This is a genomic window from Agrobacterium albertimagni AOL15 (genome assembly GCF_000300855.1).
GTDB lineage: Bacteria > Pseudomonadota > Alphaproteobacteria > Rhizobiales > Rhizobiaceae > Allorhizobium > Allorhizobium albertimagni.
In genome coordinates, this window is the sequence record NZ_ALJF01000002.1 from 59,643 (window position 1) to 77,485 (window position 17,843).

At 58.7% G+C, this 17,843-nt stretch carries 15 protein-coding genes; 10 read left to right on the plus strand and 5 right to left on the minus strand.

The genetic code is table 11. The features are described from left to right. Window positions 1–11: 11 nt before the first annotated feature. Window positions 12–833, minus strand: a complete 822-nt coding sequence (locus QWE_RS01120; RefSeq protein WP_006724214.1) for a pyruvate, water dikinase regulatory protein — start codon at window positions 831–833, stop codon at window positions 12–14. A gap of 405 nt (window positions 834–1,238) precedes the next feature. Here QWE_RS01120 and hemE point away from each other — a divergent pair, with 405 nt between their 5' ends. The 8 genes from hemE to QWE_RS01160 all read left to right on the plus strand — a co-directional run bounded on the left by hemE (window position 1,239) and on the right by QWE_RS01160 (window position 9,880). Beyond that, entirely contained in the window at window positions 1,239–2,270 is a 1,032-nt protein-coding gene (gene hemE, locus QWE_RS01125; protein WP_006724215.1) for a uroporphyrinogen decarboxylase, read from the plus strand. A 2-nt stretch (window positions 2,271–2,272) separates the two neighbouring features. Further along, window positions 2,273–2,809, plus strand: a complete 537-nt coding sequence (gene hemJ / locus QWE_RS01130; RefSeq protein WP_006724216.1) for a protoporphyrinogen oxidase HemJ — start codon at window positions 2,273–2,275, stop codon at window positions 2,807–2,809. A 193-nt stretch (window positions 2,810–3,002) separates the two neighbouring features. After that, entirely contained in the window at window positions 3,003–4,268 is a 1,266-nt protein-coding gene (rho, locus tag QWE_RS01135) for a transcription termination factor Rho (RefSeq protein ID WP_085942900.1), read from the plus strand. Between the two features lie 51 nt (window positions 4,269–4,319). Beyond that, a complete protein-coding gene (mnmE, locus tag QWE_RS01140) occupies window positions 4,320–5,642 on the plus strand; it encodes a tRNA uridine-5-carboxymethylaminomethyl(34) synthesis GTPase MnmE (protein WP_040299343.1) in 1,323 nt (440 codons plus the stop codon). 28 nt (window positions 5,643–5,670) lie between these two features. Further along, the gene (gene mnmG / locus QWE_RS01145) at window positions 5,671–7,542 is read left to right on the plus strand and encodes a tRNA uridine-5-carboxymethylaminomethyl(34) synthesis enzyme MnmG (protein ID WP_006724219.1); all 1,872 of its coding nucleotides are present in this window, start codon (window positions 5,671–5,673) and stop codon (window positions 7,540–7,542) included. Between the two features lies 1 nt (window position 7,543). Further along, window positions 7,544–8,167, plus strand: coding sequence for a 16S rRNA (guanine(527)-N(7))-methyltransferase RsmG (gene rsmG / locus QWE_RS01150; protein ID WP_006724220.1), 624 nt, complete (start codon window positions 7,544–7,546; stop codon window positions 8,165–8,167). A 15-nt stretch (window positions 8,168–8,182) separates the two neighbouring features. Beyond that, complete coding sequence (locus QWE_RS01155) at window positions 8,183–8,977, plus strand: ParA family protein (protein WP_006724221.1); 795 nt, start codon at window positions 8,183–8,185, stop codon at window positions 8,975–8,977. A gap of 21 nt (window positions 8,978–8,998) precedes the next feature. Next, window positions 8,999–9,880 (plus strand): ParB/RepB/Spo0J family partition protein, encoded by an 882-nt coding sequence (locus QWE_RS01160; protein ID WP_006724222.1) that lies wholly within the window; start codon window positions 8,999–9,001, stop codon window positions 9,878–9,880. On the opposite strand, the gene holA is transcribed toward QWE_RS01160, so the two are convergent. From holA to leuS, 3 genes are read right to left on the minus strand one after another with little or no spacing between them, the layout of a single operon-like run. Then, a complete protein-coding gene (gene holA, locus QWE_RS01165) occupies window positions 9,881–10,927 on the minus strand; it encodes a DNA polymerase III subunit delta (RefSeq protein WP_006724223.1) in 1,047 nt (348 codons plus the stop codon). It lies immediately after the preceding gene. 9 nt (window positions 10,928–10,936) lie between these two features. After that, window positions 10,937–11,452: an LPS assembly lipoprotein LptE gene (locus QWE_RS01170; RefSeq protein ID WP_006724224.1), complete on the minus strand. Its 516-nt coding sequence runs from the start codon at window positions 11,450–11,452 to the stop codon at window positions 10,937–10,939. Beyond that, a complete protein-coding gene (gene leuS / locus QWE_RS01175; protein WP_006724225.1) occupies window positions 11,442–14,063 on the minus strand; it encodes a leucine--tRNA ligase in 2,622 nt (873 codons plus the stop codon). The genes QWE_RS01170 and leuS overlap by 11 nt, the downstream gene beginning before the upstream one ends. Before the next feature lie 193 nt (window positions 14,064–14,256). On the opposite strand from leuS, the gene QWE_RS01180 reads away from it, so the two are divergent. Both QWE_RS01180 and QWE_RS01185 read left to right on the plus strand, forming a co-directional pair. Then, entirely contained in the window at window positions 14,257–14,916 is a 660-nt protein-coding gene (locus QWE_RS01180; RefSeq protein ID WP_006724226.1) for a YggS family pyridoxal phosphate-dependent enzyme, read from the plus strand. A gap of 111 nt (window positions 14,917–15,027) precedes the next feature. Next, complete coding sequence (locus QWE_RS01185; RefSeq protein ID WP_006724227.1) at window positions 15,028–16,965, plus strand: propionyl-CoA synthetase; 1,938 nt, start codon at window positions 15,028–15,030, stop codon at window positions 16,963–16,965. Window positions 16,966–17,038: 73 nt separating this feature from the next. Here the strand turns inward: QWE_RS01185 and QWE_RS01190 are convergent, their stop codons facing one another. Continuing rightward, the gene (locus QWE_RS01190; RefSeq protein ID WP_006724228.1) at window positions 17,039–17,740 is read right to left on the minus strand and encodes a DUF1013 domain-containing protein; all 702 of its coding nucleotides are present in this window, start codon (window positions 17,738–17,740) and stop codon (window positions 17,039–17,041) included. Window positions 17,741–17,843: the final 103 nt, after the last annotated feature.

A 17,843-nucleotide genomic window follows, 5' to 3' on the forward strand; every position in this document is an offset into this window, starting at 1 on the left:
AATGTCCTGAATTAGCGCGGCTTGGGACGCAGAGCAACAATGGCCGCTGCCGTCTCTTCGATCGATCGACGCGTCACGTCGATCAAAGGCCAGTTGTTGCGGGCGCACAGCGAGCGAGCATATTTCAGCTCTTCCGTGATCGAGGCGCGGTCAACATATTCGCTACGGTCATAGCCCGTCGTCGCGCCAAGAACCCGGTTCTCGCGAACCTGGGAAATCCGGTCCGACGTGGCGATCAGCCCAACGATCAGCGGCCGCGTTGCTTTCAGCAATCCTTCAGGTAGTGGAACGCCCGGGACGATCGGCAGGTTCGCAGTCTTGATGCCCCGGTTGGCGAGATAGATGCTCGTTGGGGTCTTGGAGGTGCGGCTGATGCCGATGATCACGACATCGGCCTGATCATAATCTTCCGGCGCCTGGCCATCGTCATGATCCATGGTGAAATTCAACGCTTCGATGCGCGCGAAATATTCGGCGTTCAGAACGTGTTGGGCACCGACGCGACCGCGGGACGGCGCACCCAGATAATCCTGAAACTTCTCGATGATCGGGGCTAGCACGTTGACGCAGGGCAAGCCGAGTTCATGACATCCTGTTTCGACAAGTGCTGCGAGATCCTGGTCGACGATCGTATAGAGAACGATGCCCGGTTCGCGGTCGAGCGCATCGATCAGCGCCTTGATCTGCTTTTTGCTGCGGATCAGGGGATAGACATGTTCGATGGCATTGGAACCACGAAATTGCGCCGCTGCTGCTCGCCCCGCCGAGATCAAGGTCTCCCCGGTTGAGTCAGAAATCAGATGGAGATGAAAGAAGTTTTTGCGGTTCTCCACGTTCTTCACCGCACCCTGTTGATAGCCTGGGATAAACAGAGGCCGCGGCGAGCGGGACGGACGAGAGGCGGGAAAAGTGCCGTTTTATCCACAGTTGGTCACCGTGAGGCTTCGGATTCCGGGGGGCTGTGAATTGCGGTGATGACAGAAGATCGTTCCTCGCATTCCGACTCTTCCTCCCTCGTTAACGCGGATTTTGCCCGGATCGCAAATCCATGGAATCGCGGGTTAATTTGCAGTTATCCCCACTATCCCAAAGACTGGATGTCAGGGGCGACCTCGCCACTCGACTGATATCACGGATCGGGAACGAGCTGTGATCCTAGATTAATCCTTGATAGTCAGAGACTCTTAGAAATAGAAGAAGATTCAATATCTCTTTTCTTTTTTGAAAGGGCTTGAGCCTTGAGCACGCCGAACCGAAAAGTCCTCGACGTTCTGAATGGGAAAACGGTCACGCCACCTCCCATCTGGCTCATGAGACAGGCAGGCCGTTATCTCCCGGAATATCGAGAAACCCGAAAGAAGGCCGGGAGCTTTCTCGATCTCTGTTATTCGCCCGAGTATGCGACGGAGGTGACCCTTCAGCCGATACGGCGTTATGGCTTCGACGCCGCCATCCTGTTTTCGGATATTCTGGTGATCCCGGATGCGCTTCATCGCAACGTGACTTTCACCGAAGGCCATGGTCCGCAAATGGACCCCATTGATGCAGACGGCATACTGGCCCTTTCGCAAGAAGGTGTCCTGGATCACCTCAAGCCGGTCATGGAGACGGTTTCACGACTGCGTGGGGCACTGCCCAGCGAAACGACCCTGCTCGGCTTCTGTGGCGCTCCCTGGACCGTGGCGACTTACATGATCGCTGGACATGGCACGCCCGACCAGGCCCCCGCCCGTCTCTTCGCCTATCGCCATCCCGAGGTCTTTGCCCGGCTGCTCGATTTTCTCGCTGACGTCTCGGCCGATTATCTCATCGCGCAGATCGATGCCGGTGCGGATGCAGTCCAGATCTTCGATTCCTGGGCAGGTGTTCTCGGCGAGGCGGAATTCGAGGCTTTCGCCGTGCGGCCGGTTCGGCGGATCATCGACTTGGTCAAGTCTCGTCGCCCTCAGGCGAAGGTGATTGCCTTTGCCAAGGGCGCGGGGATTTTGCTGAAGAACTATCGCCAGGACACAAATGCCGACGCCATCGGTCTCGATTGGTCGGTTCCCTTGAGCTTCGCTGTCGAGCTGCAGAAGGATGGCCCTGTTCAAGGCAATCTGGACCCGATGCGTGTCGTGGCAGGTGGCGCAGCGCTTAAGGATGGGATCGATGCGATCCTCCAAGCGCTCGGTCATGGACCGCTGATCTTCAATCTCGGCCATGGGATTACGCCGCAGGCTGATCCGGAGCATGTAACAGAGCTCGTGGCTCAGGTTCGGAGTTTCGGCTGACTATGGAGAAGCAGATCGACGACAAGCCCGGGAGGCGGGCAGCGCACAAGGCCGCGTCGGCTCTCGTCTTCTTCGGCATCGTCGGCGCCGGCATCATGCTGGCTGGACCAGATCAGGCTTATCCCTGGATCAAGGCGCTGCATGTGATCGCCATCATCTCCTGGATGGCAGGCATGCTCTATCTGCCGCGGCTTTTCATCTACCATTCCGACTGCCAGCCGTCGTCGCAGCAGGCAAAGACATTTGCCGTGATGGAAACCAGGCTCATGAAGGTGATCATGACGCCGGCGATGATCGTGTCATGGATCCTCGGACTGTATCTGGCCTGGCAGGTCTTTGGTTTTCAAGGCGGTTGGCTGCATGCGAAGATCGCAGCCGTGGTCGCACTGTCCGGTGTTCACGGCTATTTCGCCAAAGCTGTCAAATCATTCGGGCGTGGCGAATACGTTGGAACGCCGCGGTACTGGCGCATGATGAACGAGGCGCCGACCCTGTTGATGATCCTGATTGTGGTGCTTGCCGTCGTCAAACCGTTCTGATCTCGGCCCGATCACGCTTTATTTTTGCCGGTGGCGGCTTTTCGCTTGCGGTCGAATCCGCGAGTCGCTATTTTCGCGCCACTTCCTTCTTTTGGCTTGCGTACTATTCAGTCATTTGCGGCTCTCGCGATCGTACCGAATTCCACCAGCTCGCCGTTCCCCTTGAAAATTCTATCTGACGTGGTCCCTCTTCATGGCTGAAATGAAGCTACAAGAACTCAAAAGCAAATCGCCGACCGATCTCCTGACCTTTGCTGAATCGCTCGAAGTTGAAAACGCGAGCACGATGCGCAAGCAGGAGCTGATGTTCGCGATCCTGAAGATGCTGGCGAGCCAGGATGTTGAGATCATCGGCGAAGGCGTGGTGGAAGTTCTGCAGGATGGCTTCGGTTTCCTGCGTTCCGCCAATGCGAACTATCTTCCCGGCCCGGACGATATCTATATCTCGCCTTCGCAGATCCGCCGCTTCTCGCTGAAGACCGGTGATACCGTAGAAGGCCCGATCCGGGGACCCAAGGAAGGCGAGCGCTATTTCGCTCTGTTGAAGGTCAACACGATCAATTTCGAGGATCCCGAAAAGATCCGCCACAAGGTTCATTTCGACAACCTGACGCCGCTCTATCCGAACGAGCGCTTCAAGATGGAGCTTGATGTTCCAACGTCGAAGGATCTGTCTGCCCGCGTCATCGATCTCGTGGCACCGCTCGGCAAGGGCCAGCGCGGCCTGATCGTTGCGCCGCCGCGAACCGGTAAAACCGTCATTCTGCAGAACATCGCGCACTCGATCACTGCCAATCATCCGGAATGTTATCTGATCGTTCTTCTGATCGACGAACGTCCGGAAGAAGTGACCGACATGCAGCGTTCGGTCCGCGGTGAAGTCGTTTCTTCGACCTTTGATGAGCCGGCCGTTCGCCACGTGCAGGTCGCCGAAATGGTCATCGAAAAGGCCAAGCGTCTCGTCGAACATGGCCGTGACGTCGTCATCCTGCTCGATTCCATCACGCGCCTCGGCCGCGCTTACAACACCGTTGTGCCGTCTTCCGGCAAGGTCTTGACCGGTGGCGTGGACGCCAATGCGTTGCAGCGCCCGAAGCGCTTCTTCGGTGCTGCCCGTAACATCGAAGAAGGCGGTTCGCTGACGATTATCGCAACGGCGCTGATCGATACCGGCAGCCGTATGGACGAAGTCATCTTCGAAGAATTCAAGGGCACTGGTAACTCGGAAATCGTTCTCGATCGCAAGGTCGCGGACAAGCGCATCTTCCCGGCCATGGACATCCTCAAGTCCGGTACGCGTAAGGAAGATCTGCTGGTGCCGCGCCAGGATCTCCAAAAGATCTTCGTTCTGCGCCGCATTCTGGCGCCGATGGGGACAACTGATGCAATCGAATTCCTCATCGATAAACTCAAGCAGACGAAGAACAACGGCGACTTCTTCGACTCGATGAACACCTGACGTGTTGCCGGTTTCGGCCGGTAATGCGTCTTGGTGGCACTGGGTGACCTCGTGACCACGCGAAAAGACACGATCTGTGCATTGGCGTCCGGTGGCTTGCCATCGGGCGTTGCCGTCATCAGGATCAGCGGACCTGTTGCCTTCGATGCAGTGAGCGCCTTGATTGGGCCCCTCCCCCGGCCACGCCAAGCCTCGCTCCGTACGCTGAAGTCGTCCGCCGGAGACATATTGGACCGCGGCTTGGTATTGACGTTCCCGGGCCCGAATTCCTTTACAGGCGAAGACTGTGCCGAACTGCAGGTTCATGGTGGTCGCGCTGTCGTGAATGCGATTCTTGGATCATTAGCCGGATTCAATGGCGTGCGATTTGCCGAGCCTGGCGAGTTCTCCAAACGCGCTTTCGAAAACGGAAAAATGGATCTCGTCGAGGTCGAAGGCCTTGCGGACCTTTTGGCGGCCGAGACCGAAATGCAGCGCCGTCTGGCGAACGAACAGGCCAACGGGCACCTGTCCGCCGTCTACGACGAATGGCGGGAGAAACTCATCTATATCAGGTCCATGCTCGAAGCCGAGCTCGACTTCAGTGATGAGGGCGACATCCCTGGGTCTGTTTCCGATCGGGTATGGGCTGAGGTTGCCACGCTGAAGAGCCAGGTCGACAAGGCAATCGGCGATCTACGGGCTGGTGAGATCATTCGGGACGGCTTCAGGGTGGCGCTTGCAGGACGTCCGAATGCCGGGAAATCAAGCTTGATGAATGCGCTCGCCCAGAGAGACGTGGCAATTGTTACCCCGATAGCCGGTACAACGCGTGACGTCGTGCGGTGCGAACTCGATATTGAGGGTTACAAGTTCGAGCTCTTCGACACCGCAGGTATCAGGGGGACCGTTGATGTCGTCGAACAGGAAGGCATCAAGCGCGCTCTTCGAACGATCGGTGATGCGGACCTTGTCCTACACTTGATTGACCTATCAAATCCGCATGCAGATGACGTTGAGGTTGAAGCACGTGCAACGCTCCGGATTGGGACCAAGTCAGACCTTGCCATCAGTGGTGATCCTGCCGGGCCGGAACTGGACATGACACTCTCTGCGGTGAGTGGGGCCGGTTTGGAGGTCTTGCGGGAGCGGCTTCTTGATGCTGTGCGTCAAGGGACGCAGGTCGAGAGCCTTGCAATTCCCAGCCGCTTGAGGCATGCAGAGCGCCTTCGCTCGGCTTCGCTCCACCTTGGCTCTGAGGGGCGGGCTATGCCCCTCGAAATCAGAGCTGAAGACTTGAGACTTGCGACAGTGGAGCTAGCGCGCGTTACAGGTCGAATCGACACCGAAACGCTTCTTGGCAAAATCTTCTCCGAATTCTGCGTCGGAAAATGATTCACGTGAAACAGGCTGGATTTGAACCATGTCTGCCAGACATTTTGATGTAATCGTTGTGGGCGGCGGTCATGCCGGCACCGAGGCCGCGGCCGCGGCCGCACGTATGGGCGCCAAGACGGCGCTTATCACCCATAAAGCCGCCACCATCGGCGTCATGTCATGCAATCCCGCTATCGGCGGTCTTGGCAAAGGCCACCTGGTCAGGGAGATCGACGCTCTTGATGGCATCATGGGGCGTGCTGCGGACGAAGGTGGCATTCAGTTCCGCATGCTCAACCGGAAAAAAGGACCGGCGGTTTGGGGTCCCAGGACGCAAGCGGATCGAAAGCTCTATCGGCTCGCCGTTCAACGCTTGTTGTCTGACATACCGGACCTCGAGGTCGTCGAAGGCGGTGTAGTAGGCCTTATTCGTGACTCCTCCGTAATAAAAGGCGTATCGCTGGAGAGTGGCGAAGAACTCTTTGCGCCTGCGGTGGTTCTGACCACCGGCACTTTCTTGAACGGTTTAATTCATATTGGTGATCGAAAAATTGCAGCGGGCAGAGTTGGCGAGGAGCCAGCCTTGGGCTTGAGCGCGGATCTCGCTTCCTTCGGTCTGAAACTCGGGCGTCTCAAAACCGGCACGCCGGCGCGTCTAGACCGAAAGACGATCGACTGGACTGCTCTCGAAGTTCAAGAAGCCGACGCTGACCCCATTCCGTTCTCGTTCATGACGGATGCGATCGTTACGCCCCAGATTGCATGTGGGATAACGCGAACCACCTCGGAAACCCACAGGATCATCAGGGACAATATCCATCGCTCCGCGATGTATTCCGGGCAGATTGAAGGAGTCGGGCCTCGTTATTGTCCCTCGATCGAGGACAAGATCAGTCGGTTCGGTGATCGCGATGGGCACCAGATCTTCCTGGAGCCGGAAGGGTTGGACGACGACACAGTTTATCCGAACGGTATTTCGACCTCCCTGCCAGAAGAGGTTCAGGAGCAGTTCATTCGGTCAATCCCTGGATTGGAGAAGGTTCGAATCCTTCAGCCTGGCTATGCGATTGAATATGATTTCGTTGATCCGCAGCAACTGGATCTGTCTTTGGCCGTCAAGGGTGTTACTGGTTTGTTCCTGGCAGGTCAGATCAACGGCACAACGGGGTATGAAGAAGCCGGGGCACAAGGCTTGCTGGCGGGGATCAACGCCGCGCGTCTCGCCGCTGGGCAGGAAGGGATCTCGTTCAGCCGCACGGATTCCTACATCGGCGTGATGGTCGATGACCTGACGTCCAGAGGGGTGGCCGAGCCCTATCGGATGTTCACCTCCCGGGCGGAATACAGGCTATCACTGCGCTCCGACAATGCTGACATGCGGTTGACTCCGTTTGGTATTTCCCTCGGTTGCGTTGGCCAAGAGCGCGCGCGCAAGTTTACCAACTATAGAGAACAGCGTGAATCGGTTTACGCGCTGTTGGGTGAATTGACGGCATCGCCCAATGAGATGGCGAGCGCAGAGGTGCCTATCAATCAGGACGGTCGTCGCCGAAGCGCTCGCGAGATCCTTTCCTATCCGGATCGGAACTGGAGCGATATTGCGCGTGTCTGGCCTGAATTGCGCGCGGTTGATGCCAAGATTGCGGAAGCTGTTGCGATCGATTGCCTCTATCACGTCTACTTGGAGCGGCAGTCGGCGGATGTCGAGAGCGTGCGCTCGGAGGAAAGCAGGGCGATTCCACTGGACTTCGATTACGACTCGCTTTCGGGTCTGTCGAACGAGCTGAAGCTGAAACTGGGTGCTCAACGACCCCAGAACGTGGCTCAAGCGAGCCGCATTGAGGGGATGACCCCTGCAGCTGTCGCTTTGCTTGTTGCCCATCTTCGAAAAAATACCACACAAAGAATGGCTTCCTGAAATGCTGCCTGCCAAATTTGGAATCAATGTTTCACGTGAAACGCAGGAGCGGCTCGAACGTTTCGCCGACCTTTTCATCAAGTGGGCGGCCAGAATCAATCTGATCGCGCCGTCCACAAAAGACCAGTTGTGGGAACGGCACATAGCGGACTCGTTGCAACTCCGACACATTGTTCCCACTGCTGGGCGTTGGATTGACCTGGGCAGTGGTGGTGGTTTTCCAGGGATCATTACGTCGATCGTACTCGCTGAGCATGGTACCGGTTGGGTTGATCTTGTTGAGAGTAACAACAAGAAATGCAGCTTTCTGCGCATTGCCCTGGCTGAGACCGGTGGTCGTGGATCGGTGCATCCGGTGCGCATCGAAGATGCATCCAAGTCTCTCCCTGCCCCGGACTTCATCTCGGCGCGGGCCCTGGCGGACCTCGATCTACTGTTCGCCTATGCCCAAGCCTGGGCGAAAGACAATCCTAATCTTAAACTCGTCCTCCACAAAGGGCGGGATTACCAGTCAGAGGTCGATAAAGCGCGTGGTCGCTGGGACTTCGATCTGTTAAAACATCAAAGCGTTGTCGAGGCGGACTCGGTCATTCTGGAGATCACCTCTCTGACGCGCAAGGTTTAACGCTCCGGGTGCCAAATGAGTCTCGAGAAAAACCGCATCATCACTATCGCCAACCAAAAGGGTGGCGTCGGCAAGACAACGACCGCCATCAACCTGGCGACCGCTTTGGCGGCGATCGGGGAGCGGGTCCTTATCGTTGACCTGGATCCGCAGGGAAATGCCAGCACCGGCCTCGGCATCGACCGCCGTGACCGTCGCTTGTCTTCGTATGACGTGTTGATCGGGACGCATTCGGTCAGCGAGGCGGTTCTGGAAACGGCGGTGCCCAACCTCTCCATCGTCCCTTCGACGATGGATCTGCTTGGTTTCGAGATGGAAATCTCGCAGCAGGCCGATCGGGTCTTTCGTCTGAAGAGAGCCCTCAATCAGGATGATGCGCGCGCTTATAGCTATGTGCTGCTCGACTGCCCGCCTTCGTTCAATCTTCTGACGATGAATGCGATGGCCGCAGCCCATTCAGTCCTGGTGCCGTTGCAGTGCGAATTCTTTGCGCTCGAAGGTCTCAGCCAGTTGCTCGACACCATCAACCAGGTGCGGCAGACTGTGAATCCGACCCTGGATATCCAGGGTATTGTGCTGACGATGTTCGATTCTCGAAACAATCTGGCGCAGCAGGTCGTGAGCGATGTCCGTGAGCATCTCGGTGAGAAGGTTTACGCGACGCTTATTCCGCGGAATGTTCGGGTTTCCGAAGCGCCATCATATGGTAAGCCGGCTATCCTTTATGATCTCAAATGCGCCGGCAGCCAAGCCTATCTCCAGCTGGCTTCTGAAGTCATTCAGCGCGAACGGCAGCGCAAAGCTGCCTAATCTTCGTACAAGGGTGTGAGTATGAGCGAAGACGTATCGAAACGGCGCCTTGGGCGTGGACTTGCAGCGCTGATCGGCGAGATGGATCAGCCAGTTCCCGTCGGCGAGACGCGCCCGACCGTTAGCGCGGACCGGACCGTTCCGATCGAATTCGTGGCGCGTAGCCCCAAGAACCCTCGTCGGTATTTCGACGAAGCTGAACTTCAGGATCTTGCCGGATCCATTCGGCAGCACGGGATCGTGCAGCCTGTCGTCGTGCGTACCACGAGCAGCGATCGCTATGAAATCATCGCTGGGGAGCGACGTTGGCGCGCGGCGCAGCTCGCCGGCCTCGTCGAGATCCCCGTCATCGTTCGCGATGTCGATGACCGTACAGCCCTTGAGCTCGCCATCGTCGAAAACGTCCAGCGTGCCGATCTCAATCCCCTCGAAGAAGCGCTTGGCTATGAGCAGCTCATTGCCGAACATGGTTATACCCAGAACGATCTCGGGGAAATCATCGGCAAGAGCCGCAGCCATGTCGCCAACAGTCTTCGACTGTTGAAGCTCCCCGATCCGGTTCGTGACATGCTCGCTGACGGCAGCCTCTCGGCAGGTCATGCGCGTGCGCTTGTTTCCACTCCCGATCCCGTGGTTCTTGCCAAGACGATCGCCCAAAAGGGGCTTTCTGTTCGCGATGCGGAGAAGCTGGCGCAGAACCATATCAAGGCGCAGCATGCCCCTGCCCCGACGGAAGTGCGTGAATCCAAGGATTCCGATACAATTGCCCTGGAGCGCAGCCTTTCGGATCGCCTCGGACTGTCCGTGTCGATCAACCACAAGGGTGGCGGCGGTCAGTTGAAGATTAATTACAAGACGCTCGACCAGCTGGAAGAGATCTGCCGCCTGCTCGAAGCGCGTTGATCAGCCACGGCGATTGCGACGTGCTGACTGAAGGGTCGTCGCAAGAAGCGTTTGGATTGCCAGATTATCTTCAAGCTGCGCGTTCTGGCGGCTTTGAAGGATGGCGGCGTTCAGTCTTGCGCTTTCCCGCGCCAGATCCGAACTATTCCAGTTCCGTAACGCTTTCTCGATGACCGGCTTGCGCTTGAAGTGAATTCCCCGCCCATGCGTCTGCATGACCTGTGAAGCCTGTTGCTGGCGCTCTTCCATCTCCAGGCGCATGGTCTCCAGCAGTTGCACCTGTTTCATCGTGCCCTGCAGGACGAGGAAGACAGCCGTTTTGGAGGCAATGACTTTCTGGACGGCATGCAGAAATCCGTCGGGATCACCTGAGAGCACGGCGTCGACGACCTCGTCGGTCGATACTGCGCTCGCATCGCCAACGATCTCGAGCACATGGTTTTCGTCGATCAACTCGTCCTTCATGCAGTAGAGAACCAGTTTCTGAATTTCGTTGCGGGAGGCGATCCGATCGCCGCCGATCGATTCCAGCAAAAGTTCTCGTGCTGCCGGCGTGATGCGCAGATTGGCGCCTGCCAGTTCGGCGTCGATCAGGCCATTCAGCGCCCTTGCATCATCCTGGTAACAGGCGATGCAGGCGACGCTGCGCTCGCCTTCAGCGACCTTGCGAAGTGCCGAACCCTTTTTGAGATCACCGGCTTCGATCAGAAGATAGCTGCCTTCGGGAGGGTGTGAGGCGAGATGCGCTAATCCGTCGACCAACTGCTTCTCGTTGGCGGCGCCCCTGACCCAAATCAGCTTCTCACCGCCGAACAGCCCGAAGGCGTTGACTTCGTCGATGAGGCGACCGGGATCAGATTGAATGTCCGAGGCATCCAGCCGGATCAGTGCAAAGCCGTCGTTGAGATCGACACCGGTTGTCTTGGCAACCTGGGACGCGCGCTCTGCCACCAGACCGCGATCGGGTCCGTAGATAACGAACATCCGGTAGTGCCTGGCCGATTTGGCCAGGAACCCTTCGAATTCATGCGATTTGACCTCAACCATAGCCGCAGATCAGCGACCGAGAGCCATGGCGAGATCGGCATAGATGATTTCAGCAAGCTCGCGGGCGGCGCGTGTCTCGGCATCACGCACGGCACGGAGCTTTGCGAACTCCTGGCGCGGATAATCGAAGAGGGCGACACCCGATCGGCGACCCGTCTTCAGAACCGTGTCGTCGGATATCCGCTTCAGCGTGTAGGTGCCCGTGACGACGGCGCGACCCGCGTTTGCCGTATCGGAGGTTTCATCGAGAAGGATGCCCTCGACACCACCGCTGACAGTCAGGTCGACCCGATATTCCGGGGTCTTCGTTTCGTCACCGCCGCTGGTCAAGAAGATCAATCGGTTGCGCGTCTCGAGGCCTATGCGGCTGGTCGCTTCGGAATAGGCGATCGCAGCCAATGCACCGCGGGTTTCGCCGTTGGTGTCCTGATAGAGCGGACGTGCCTGGCAGCCCGCCATCAGCAGAGCCGCGCCGATCAGAACCGAGCGCCGAAGCAGCTTGGAAGGCTTGAATTCAGAGGACAATGTTCACGATCCTTAGCGGGACAACGATGATCTTCTTCGGGGCCTGGCCATTGAGAACGGCCTTGACGGCGTCGAGCGCCAGAACGGCTTCCTGGACGGCATTCTGGTCTGCGTCGCGCGCGATTGTCAATTCGGCACGCTTCTTACCGTTGATCTGCACCGGCAGAACGATCTCGTTCTCTGCGACCAGCGCCTCATCGAACTGAGGCCAGTCTGTCTTGGCGATCAGGCCGTCATTTCCGAGGATCGACCAGCATTCCTCGGCGAGATGCGGGGTCATCGGAGCGATCAGATGCACCAGGATCTCCGCTGCATTGCGGGCAGCGGCGACGTATGCTGCATCTCCCTGCCCTGCCGCAACATTCGTCAGCGGAGCGGCCAGTGCATTGACCAGTTCGTAGATGCGCGCAATCGCCTTGTTGAAGGCCAGCTTGTCGAGGTCGCCCTGGACAGCCTTCAAGGTCCTGTGCGCCGCTTGCGAGATCGCCAGTCCGTCGCCGTCCTTAGCCGGATTCGAAGGCACCGTCTTTAGGCGCTCGGCAGCTTCCGAGACGAGACGCCAGACGCGCTGGACGAAACGGTGGGCGCCTTCGACGCCCGATTCGGACCAAATGACGTCACGATCCGGCGGTGAGTCAGAGAGCACGAAGAAGCGGGCCGTATCGGCGCCGTAGGAGCCGATGATGTCATCGGGATCCACGACGTTCTTCTTCGACTTCGACATCTTTTCGATCGAGCCGATCTTGGCTTCCTGGCCATTGCTGAGCAGGAATGCGCGACGTGCACCATCGGTCTCTTCGATACGCAGGTCTGCCGGGGCGACCCATTCGCGCTGCAGACCTTCGCCGATGCTGTAGGTCTCATGCACGACCATGCCCTGCGTGAAGAGCCCCTTAAAGGGTTCCTTCAGATCGAGATGACCGGTTTCGCGCATGGCGCGGGTGAAGAAGCGCGAATAAAGCAGGTGCAGGATCGCGTGCTCAATGCCGCCGATATACTGGTCGACCGGCAGCCAGTGGTTGGCAACGGAGGGATCCGTCGGATTGTCCTCCCAAGGCGCCGTGAAACGCGCGAAATACCAGCTCGAATCGACGAAGGTATCCATGGTGTCCGTCTCGCGACGGGCGTCTTTGCCGCAGTGGGGGCAGGCGACATGACGCCAGGTGGCGTGGCGGTCGAGCGGATTGCCCGGCTTGTCGAAGCTCACGTCGTCGGGAAGCTTGACCGGCAGGTCCTTCTTCGGGACCGGCACGACGCCGCAGTCATCGCAATGGATGACTGGGATCGGGCAACCCCAATAGCGCTGGCGGGAGATGCCCCAGTCGCGCAGACGGAAGTTGACCTTGCGTTCGCCCTGCGGCGCGCCGTTCAGTTGCTGAGACGACAAGCGGTTCGCCACTTCTTCGAAGGCATCCGTCGTCGAGAGGCCATCCAGGAAACGCGAATTGATCATCACGCCATCATCGGTGAAGGCGGTGTCGCCGATCGCAAAGCTTGCGGCATCACCATCCCTCGGCATGACAACCGGGACGACGGGCAAGTCATATTTGCGAGCGAAATCGAGGTCGCGCTGGTCGCCGGAAGGGCAGCCGAAGATCGCGCCCGTGCCGTAGTCCATCAGGACGAAGTTCGCGACATAGACCGGCAGCTCCCAGTTCGGGTCGAGCGGGTGCTTCACGCGGATACCGGTGTCGATGCCCTTCTTCTCGGCCGTTTCCAGTGCTGCCAGCGACGTGCCGGCGTGGCGGCATTCCTGGCAGAAGGCGTCGACCGCTTCGTCTCGTGCAGCCGCTTCCTTGGCCAAGGGGTGATCAGCGGCAATCGCCAGGAAAGAGGCGCCAAAGAGGGTGTCGGGCCGGGTGGTGTAGACGGTCACTTCGCCGGCTTCGCTGCCGGAGGCGACCTCCCAGCGGATGGCCATGCCTTCCGAGCGGCCGATCCAGTTCTTCTGCATCAACCGGACCTTTTCCGGCCAGTTATCGAGTTCGTCGAGCGCGTCGAGCAGGTCCTGGCTGAAGTCGGTGATCTTGAAGAACCACTGGGTCAGTTCACGCTGTTCGACCAGCGCGCCGGAGCGCCATCCACGGCCATCGATGACCTGCTCGTTGGCGAGCACGGTCATGTCTTCCGGGTCCCAGTTGACCTTGGAGTTCTTGCGATAGACCAGGCCCTTCTCCAGGAAGTCCAGGAAGAGGTGCTGCTGGCGGTGATAATAATCGACATCGCAGGTCGCGAATTCGCGCGACCAGTCCAGCGACAGGCCCATGGACTTCAACTGGCCGCGCATGGTCGCGATGTTCTCATAGGTCCAGGCCTTGGGGTGAACCTTGTTCTTCATCGCGGCGTTTTCCGCCGGCATGCCGAAGGCGTCCCAGCCCATCGGATGCAGCACGTTGTAGCCGCGGGCGCGCTTGTAACGCGCCACGACATCGCCCATCGCGTAGTTGCGGACATGGCCCATATGGATGCGTCCCGAAGGATAGGGGAACATCTCAAGCACGTAGTATTTCTCGCGCGGGTCGGCATTGTCGGTCTCGAAGACCTTGTCTTCGGACCATTTCGCCTGCCAACGGGGCTCGGCGTCGCGCGGATTGTAACGTTCGGTAGCCATGGATCGCATTTCCGGGAATAGCATCAAAAAGAGAGGGCCGACCTTCATCACGAAACCGGCCAAGCGTCAAGTTTTTGAGGCATTCGCAAGGCCTTTCCCGCCAAGCGCTTGCCATGGCCGCAGCCTGCCATTAACCCCTTGCCGAAAGATCTGGTCACACCAGATATCGGGCAGATGAAAACGAGGGTTGGGCATGTCGGTCGAAGAGCAGCTTCAGGACGTCCGGGGCAAAATCACGAAGGCTGCGCAGGAAGCCGGTCGTGAGCCGGATTCGATTTCACTCGTCGCGGTTTCCAAGACCTTCGATGCCGAGCATATCCGCCCGACGATCGCTAAGGGGCAGAGCGTGTTCGGCGAGAACCGTGTCCAGGAAGCACAAGGCAAATGGCCTGATCTGAAGGCGGAAACCCCTGATCTCGAACTGCATCTGATCGGCCCGCTTCAATCGAACAAGGCAGCCGATGCCGTCGCCCTGTTTGATGTCATCGAGACGGTCGACCGGGAAAAGATCGCACGTGCGCTCGCGGAAGAGGCAAAGCGGCAGGGCCGGTCGATAAGGTTTTACATTCAGGTCAACACCGGTCTCGAGCCGCAGAAGGCCGGGATCGCGCCCGATGATGTCGGGTCCTTCGTCGCGCTCTGCCGCGATGAACTTGCGATGCATGTCGAGGGCCTCATGTGCATCCCTCCGGTCGATGAGAACCCAGGGCCACATTTTGCCCTGCTTGCCAAACTCGCAGAGGAAAATGGCCTTTCGAAGCTGTCGATGGGCATGTCCGGCGATTTCGAGACCGCGATCGGCTTCGGAGCGACGAGCGTCAGAGTCGGATCAGCCATTTTTGGCACACGTTAATTTGCCTTAGACCTTCGGCATAGCGCTTTGGTCTCTCTTTCCTCCTTCCTTCGTCGATCCTAAAATGACGGGAAAGGCGAAAGCCTCAAGCGTTGTCATGGGAGGATCGACATGCGCGAGAGCTATCAGGACATCTACGATTCCTGGAAGGCAGATCCGGACGGCTTCTGGGCCACGGCTGCGGAGGAGATTCATTGGTTTAAAGCGCCGGAGGCGGTCTTCGACGCTTCACAAGGCACCTATGGCCGCTGGTTTGCCGGCGGGGAGACGAATACCTGCTACAATTGCATCGACCGTCATGTCGAAGCCGGGCGTGGTGCTGATACGGCCGTCATCTACGACAGTCCGATGACCGGTCAGACGGCTCGCTACAGCTATGACCAGGTGCTGACGGAAGTCAGCGCGATCGCCGCCGTCTTGTGCAATCACGGCGTCGCCAAGGGCGATCGGGTCATCATCTACATGCCGATGATCCCGGAGGCCGTGTTCTCGATGCTTGCCTGCGCGCGTATCGGCGCTGTGCATTCCGTTGTCTTTGGCGGCTTTGCGGCGCATGAGCTGGCGACCCGCATTGACGATTCCGGCGCCAAAGTGGTGATCGGCGCAAGTTGCGGTCTCGAGCCCGGGCGTATCGTTCCCTACAAGCCGATGCTCGACCAGGCCATCGACATGGCGAAGGTGAAGCCCGATTACTGCCTGATCCTCCAGCGCAACCAGTATCATGCGCCGTTGCGTTACGAGCATGGCGATGTCGATCTGGCCCAGGCTATCGAACAGGAAAAGATCAACGGCACAAACATCGATTGTGTACCGGTGGCCGCCACGGATCCGCTCTACGTTCTCTACACCTCGGGGACCACCGGTCAGCCCAAGGGTGTCGTGCGCGACAATGGTGGCCATATGGTCGCTCTCAACTGGACGATGAAGAACATCTATGGCGTGAAGCCTGGAGAAGTCTTCTGGGCTGCATCGGATATCGGTTGGGTCGTCGGCCATTCCTACATAGTCTATGGCCCCCTTCTGGCCGGCAATGCGACCGTGATTTTCGAGGGCAAGCCCGTGGGTACGCCGGATGCCGGCACTTTCTGGCGCGTGGTGGCCGACCACGACGTGAAGGCGCTGTTCACCGCACCGACGGCCTTCCGTGCGATCCGTCGTGACGATCCGGAGGGCGAACATGTCGCGCGCTATGACATATCCGGTCTTCGCGCCCTGTTCCTGGCCGGCGAACGGGCTGATCCGGAGACGCTGAAATGGGCGGAGCGGATCCTGAAGATCCCTGTCATCGACCATTGGTGGCAGACGGAAACGGGCTGGGCGATTGCCGCCAATCCCGCAGGCCTCGGACTGCTTCCCGTCAAACATGGCTCACCGACCAAGGCCATGCCGGGCTATGCGCTCGAAGTGCTTGATGATGCGGGACATCCGGTCGCCCCTGGAACACTCGGCAACATTGTCGCCAAGCTTCCTCTGCCCCCGGGTTGCCTGGTGACCTTCTGGAATGCCGACGAGCGTTTTCGCGCATCTTGCCTTGAGGAGTTTCCCGGCTACTACAAGACGGCGGATGCCGGCGTCATTGACGATGACGGCTATGTCTTCGTCATGGCCCGCACCGACGACATCATCAATTGTGCCGGTCACCGTCTGTCGACTGGCGCCATGGAAGAGGTCTGCGCCATGCATCCCGATGTGGCGGAATGTGCGGTCATCGGGATTGCCGACGAGTTGAAGGGCCAGATCCCCTGCGGCTTCCTCATCCTGAAAAAGAATGTGCATCGCGACCATGCAGTGATCGCCAAGGAAGTCGTTCAGTTGGTGCGCGATGAAATCGGGCCCGTGGCGGCCTTCAAGATGGTGCTGATGGTCGATCGTCTGCCGAAGACGCGCTCGGGCAAGATCCTGCGTGGCACGATGCAGAAGATCGCCGACGGTCTGCCCTGGAAGATGCCCGCGACGATCGACGACCCTGCAATCCTCGATGAAATCACTGCGGTGTTGCAGGCACACGGTCAGGTGCCGGCATCCGGCAAGGCCGTGGCAAGCGCCTGAGATTTCAGTCGGACAAGAAAAAACCCCGGCCGCCTTGGGGCTGCCGGGGTCCATCGCTTGTAAAGATCTCTGATCAGTACTGGTCGTCTTCGTCGTCGTTGTTGCGGTCGGACTTGAGCGACTGCAGCTTTGCAAAGACGGCGTTGGCGTCGATTTCCTTCTCTTCTTCGCGCTCGTAGCCGAAGCCGAGGTTTTCAGTCTCGCTAGCAGACTGCAGCGTCGCGCCGAGTTCGGCAGCGGTCGGCAGCGGACGACCCTTCGATGCCTTTTCGACTTCGAGGTCGAGGTCGATCTGGCTGCAGAGGCCGAGTGTGACCGGATCCATCGGCGCGAGGTTGGCCGAGTTCCAGTGGGTGCGCTCGCGGATCTGCTCGATGGTCGACTTCGTGGTGCCGACGAGACGGGAAATCTGGGCGTCCTTCAGTTCCGGATGGTTGCGAACCAGCCAGAGGATGGCGTTGGGGCGATCCTGACGCTTCGAAACCGGCGTGTAACGCGGGCCACGACGCTTGGAGTCGGGAACGCGAACCTTGGGTTCGGAGATCTTCAGCTTGTAGTTCACGTCCTTTTCAGCGCGCGCGATTTCGTCGCGCGAGAGCTGGCCGGTCGCAATCGGGTCGAGACCCTTGATGCCCTGGGCCGCTTCGCCGTCTGCAATCGCTTTCACCTCGAGCGGGTGGAGCTTGCAGAACTGCGCGATCTGGTCGAATGACAGCGCGGTATTGTCGACGAGCCATACAGCGGTCGCCTTCGGCATGAGCAGTGTCTGGGCCATGGATACAATCCTTCTGAGGGTCCGCGCCGGTTGTCGCGGGCCGTGGGTTTAAACCACTATTTCCGGGAATTCGGCGTCCTTATAGCGATTATGTAACGAAATT

Coding starts and splice junctions, on each gene's coding strand:
- hemJ (WP_006724216.1), top strand. CDS start 2,273: ATGGAGAAGCAGATCGACGACAAGCCCGGGAGGCGGGCAGCGCACAAG.
- rho (WP_085942900.1), top strand. CDS start 3,003: ATGGCTGAAATGAAGCTACAAGAACTCAAAAGCAAATCGCCGACCGAT.
- mnmG (WP_006724219.1), top strand. CDS start 5,671: ATGTCTGCCAGACATTTTGATGTAATCGTTGTGGGCGGCGGTCATGCC.
- rsmG (WP_006724220.1), top strand. CDS start 7,544: ATGCTGCCTGCCAAATTTGGAATCAATGTTTCACGTGAAACGCAGGAG.
- QWE_RS01155 (WP_006724221.1), top strand. CDS start 8,183: ATGAGTCTCGAGAAAAACCGCATCATCACTATCGCCAACCAAAAGGGT.
- QWE_RS01160 (WP_006724222.1), top strand. CDS start 8,999: ATGAGCGAAGACGTATCGAAACGGCGCCTTGGGCGTGGACTTGCAGCG.
- holA (WP_006724223.1), bottom strand. CDS start 10,927: ATGGTTGAGGTCAAATCGCATGAATTCGAAGGGTTCCTGGCCAAATCG.
- leuS (WP_006724225.1), bottom strand. CDS start 14,063: ATGGCTACCGAACGTTACAATCCGCGCGACGCCGAGCCCCGTTGGCAG.
- QWE_RS01180 (WP_006724226.1), top strand. CDS start 14,257: ATGTCGGTCGAAGAGCAGCTTCAGGACGTCCGGGGCAAAATCACGAAG.
- QWE_RS01185 (WP_006724227.1), top strand. CDS start 15,028: ATGCGCGAGAGCTATCAGGACATCTACGATTCCTGGAAGGCAGATCCG.
- QWE_RS01190 (WP_006724228.1), bottom strand. CDS start 17,740: ATGGCCCAGACACTGCTCATGCCGAAGGCGACCGCTGTATGGCTCGTC.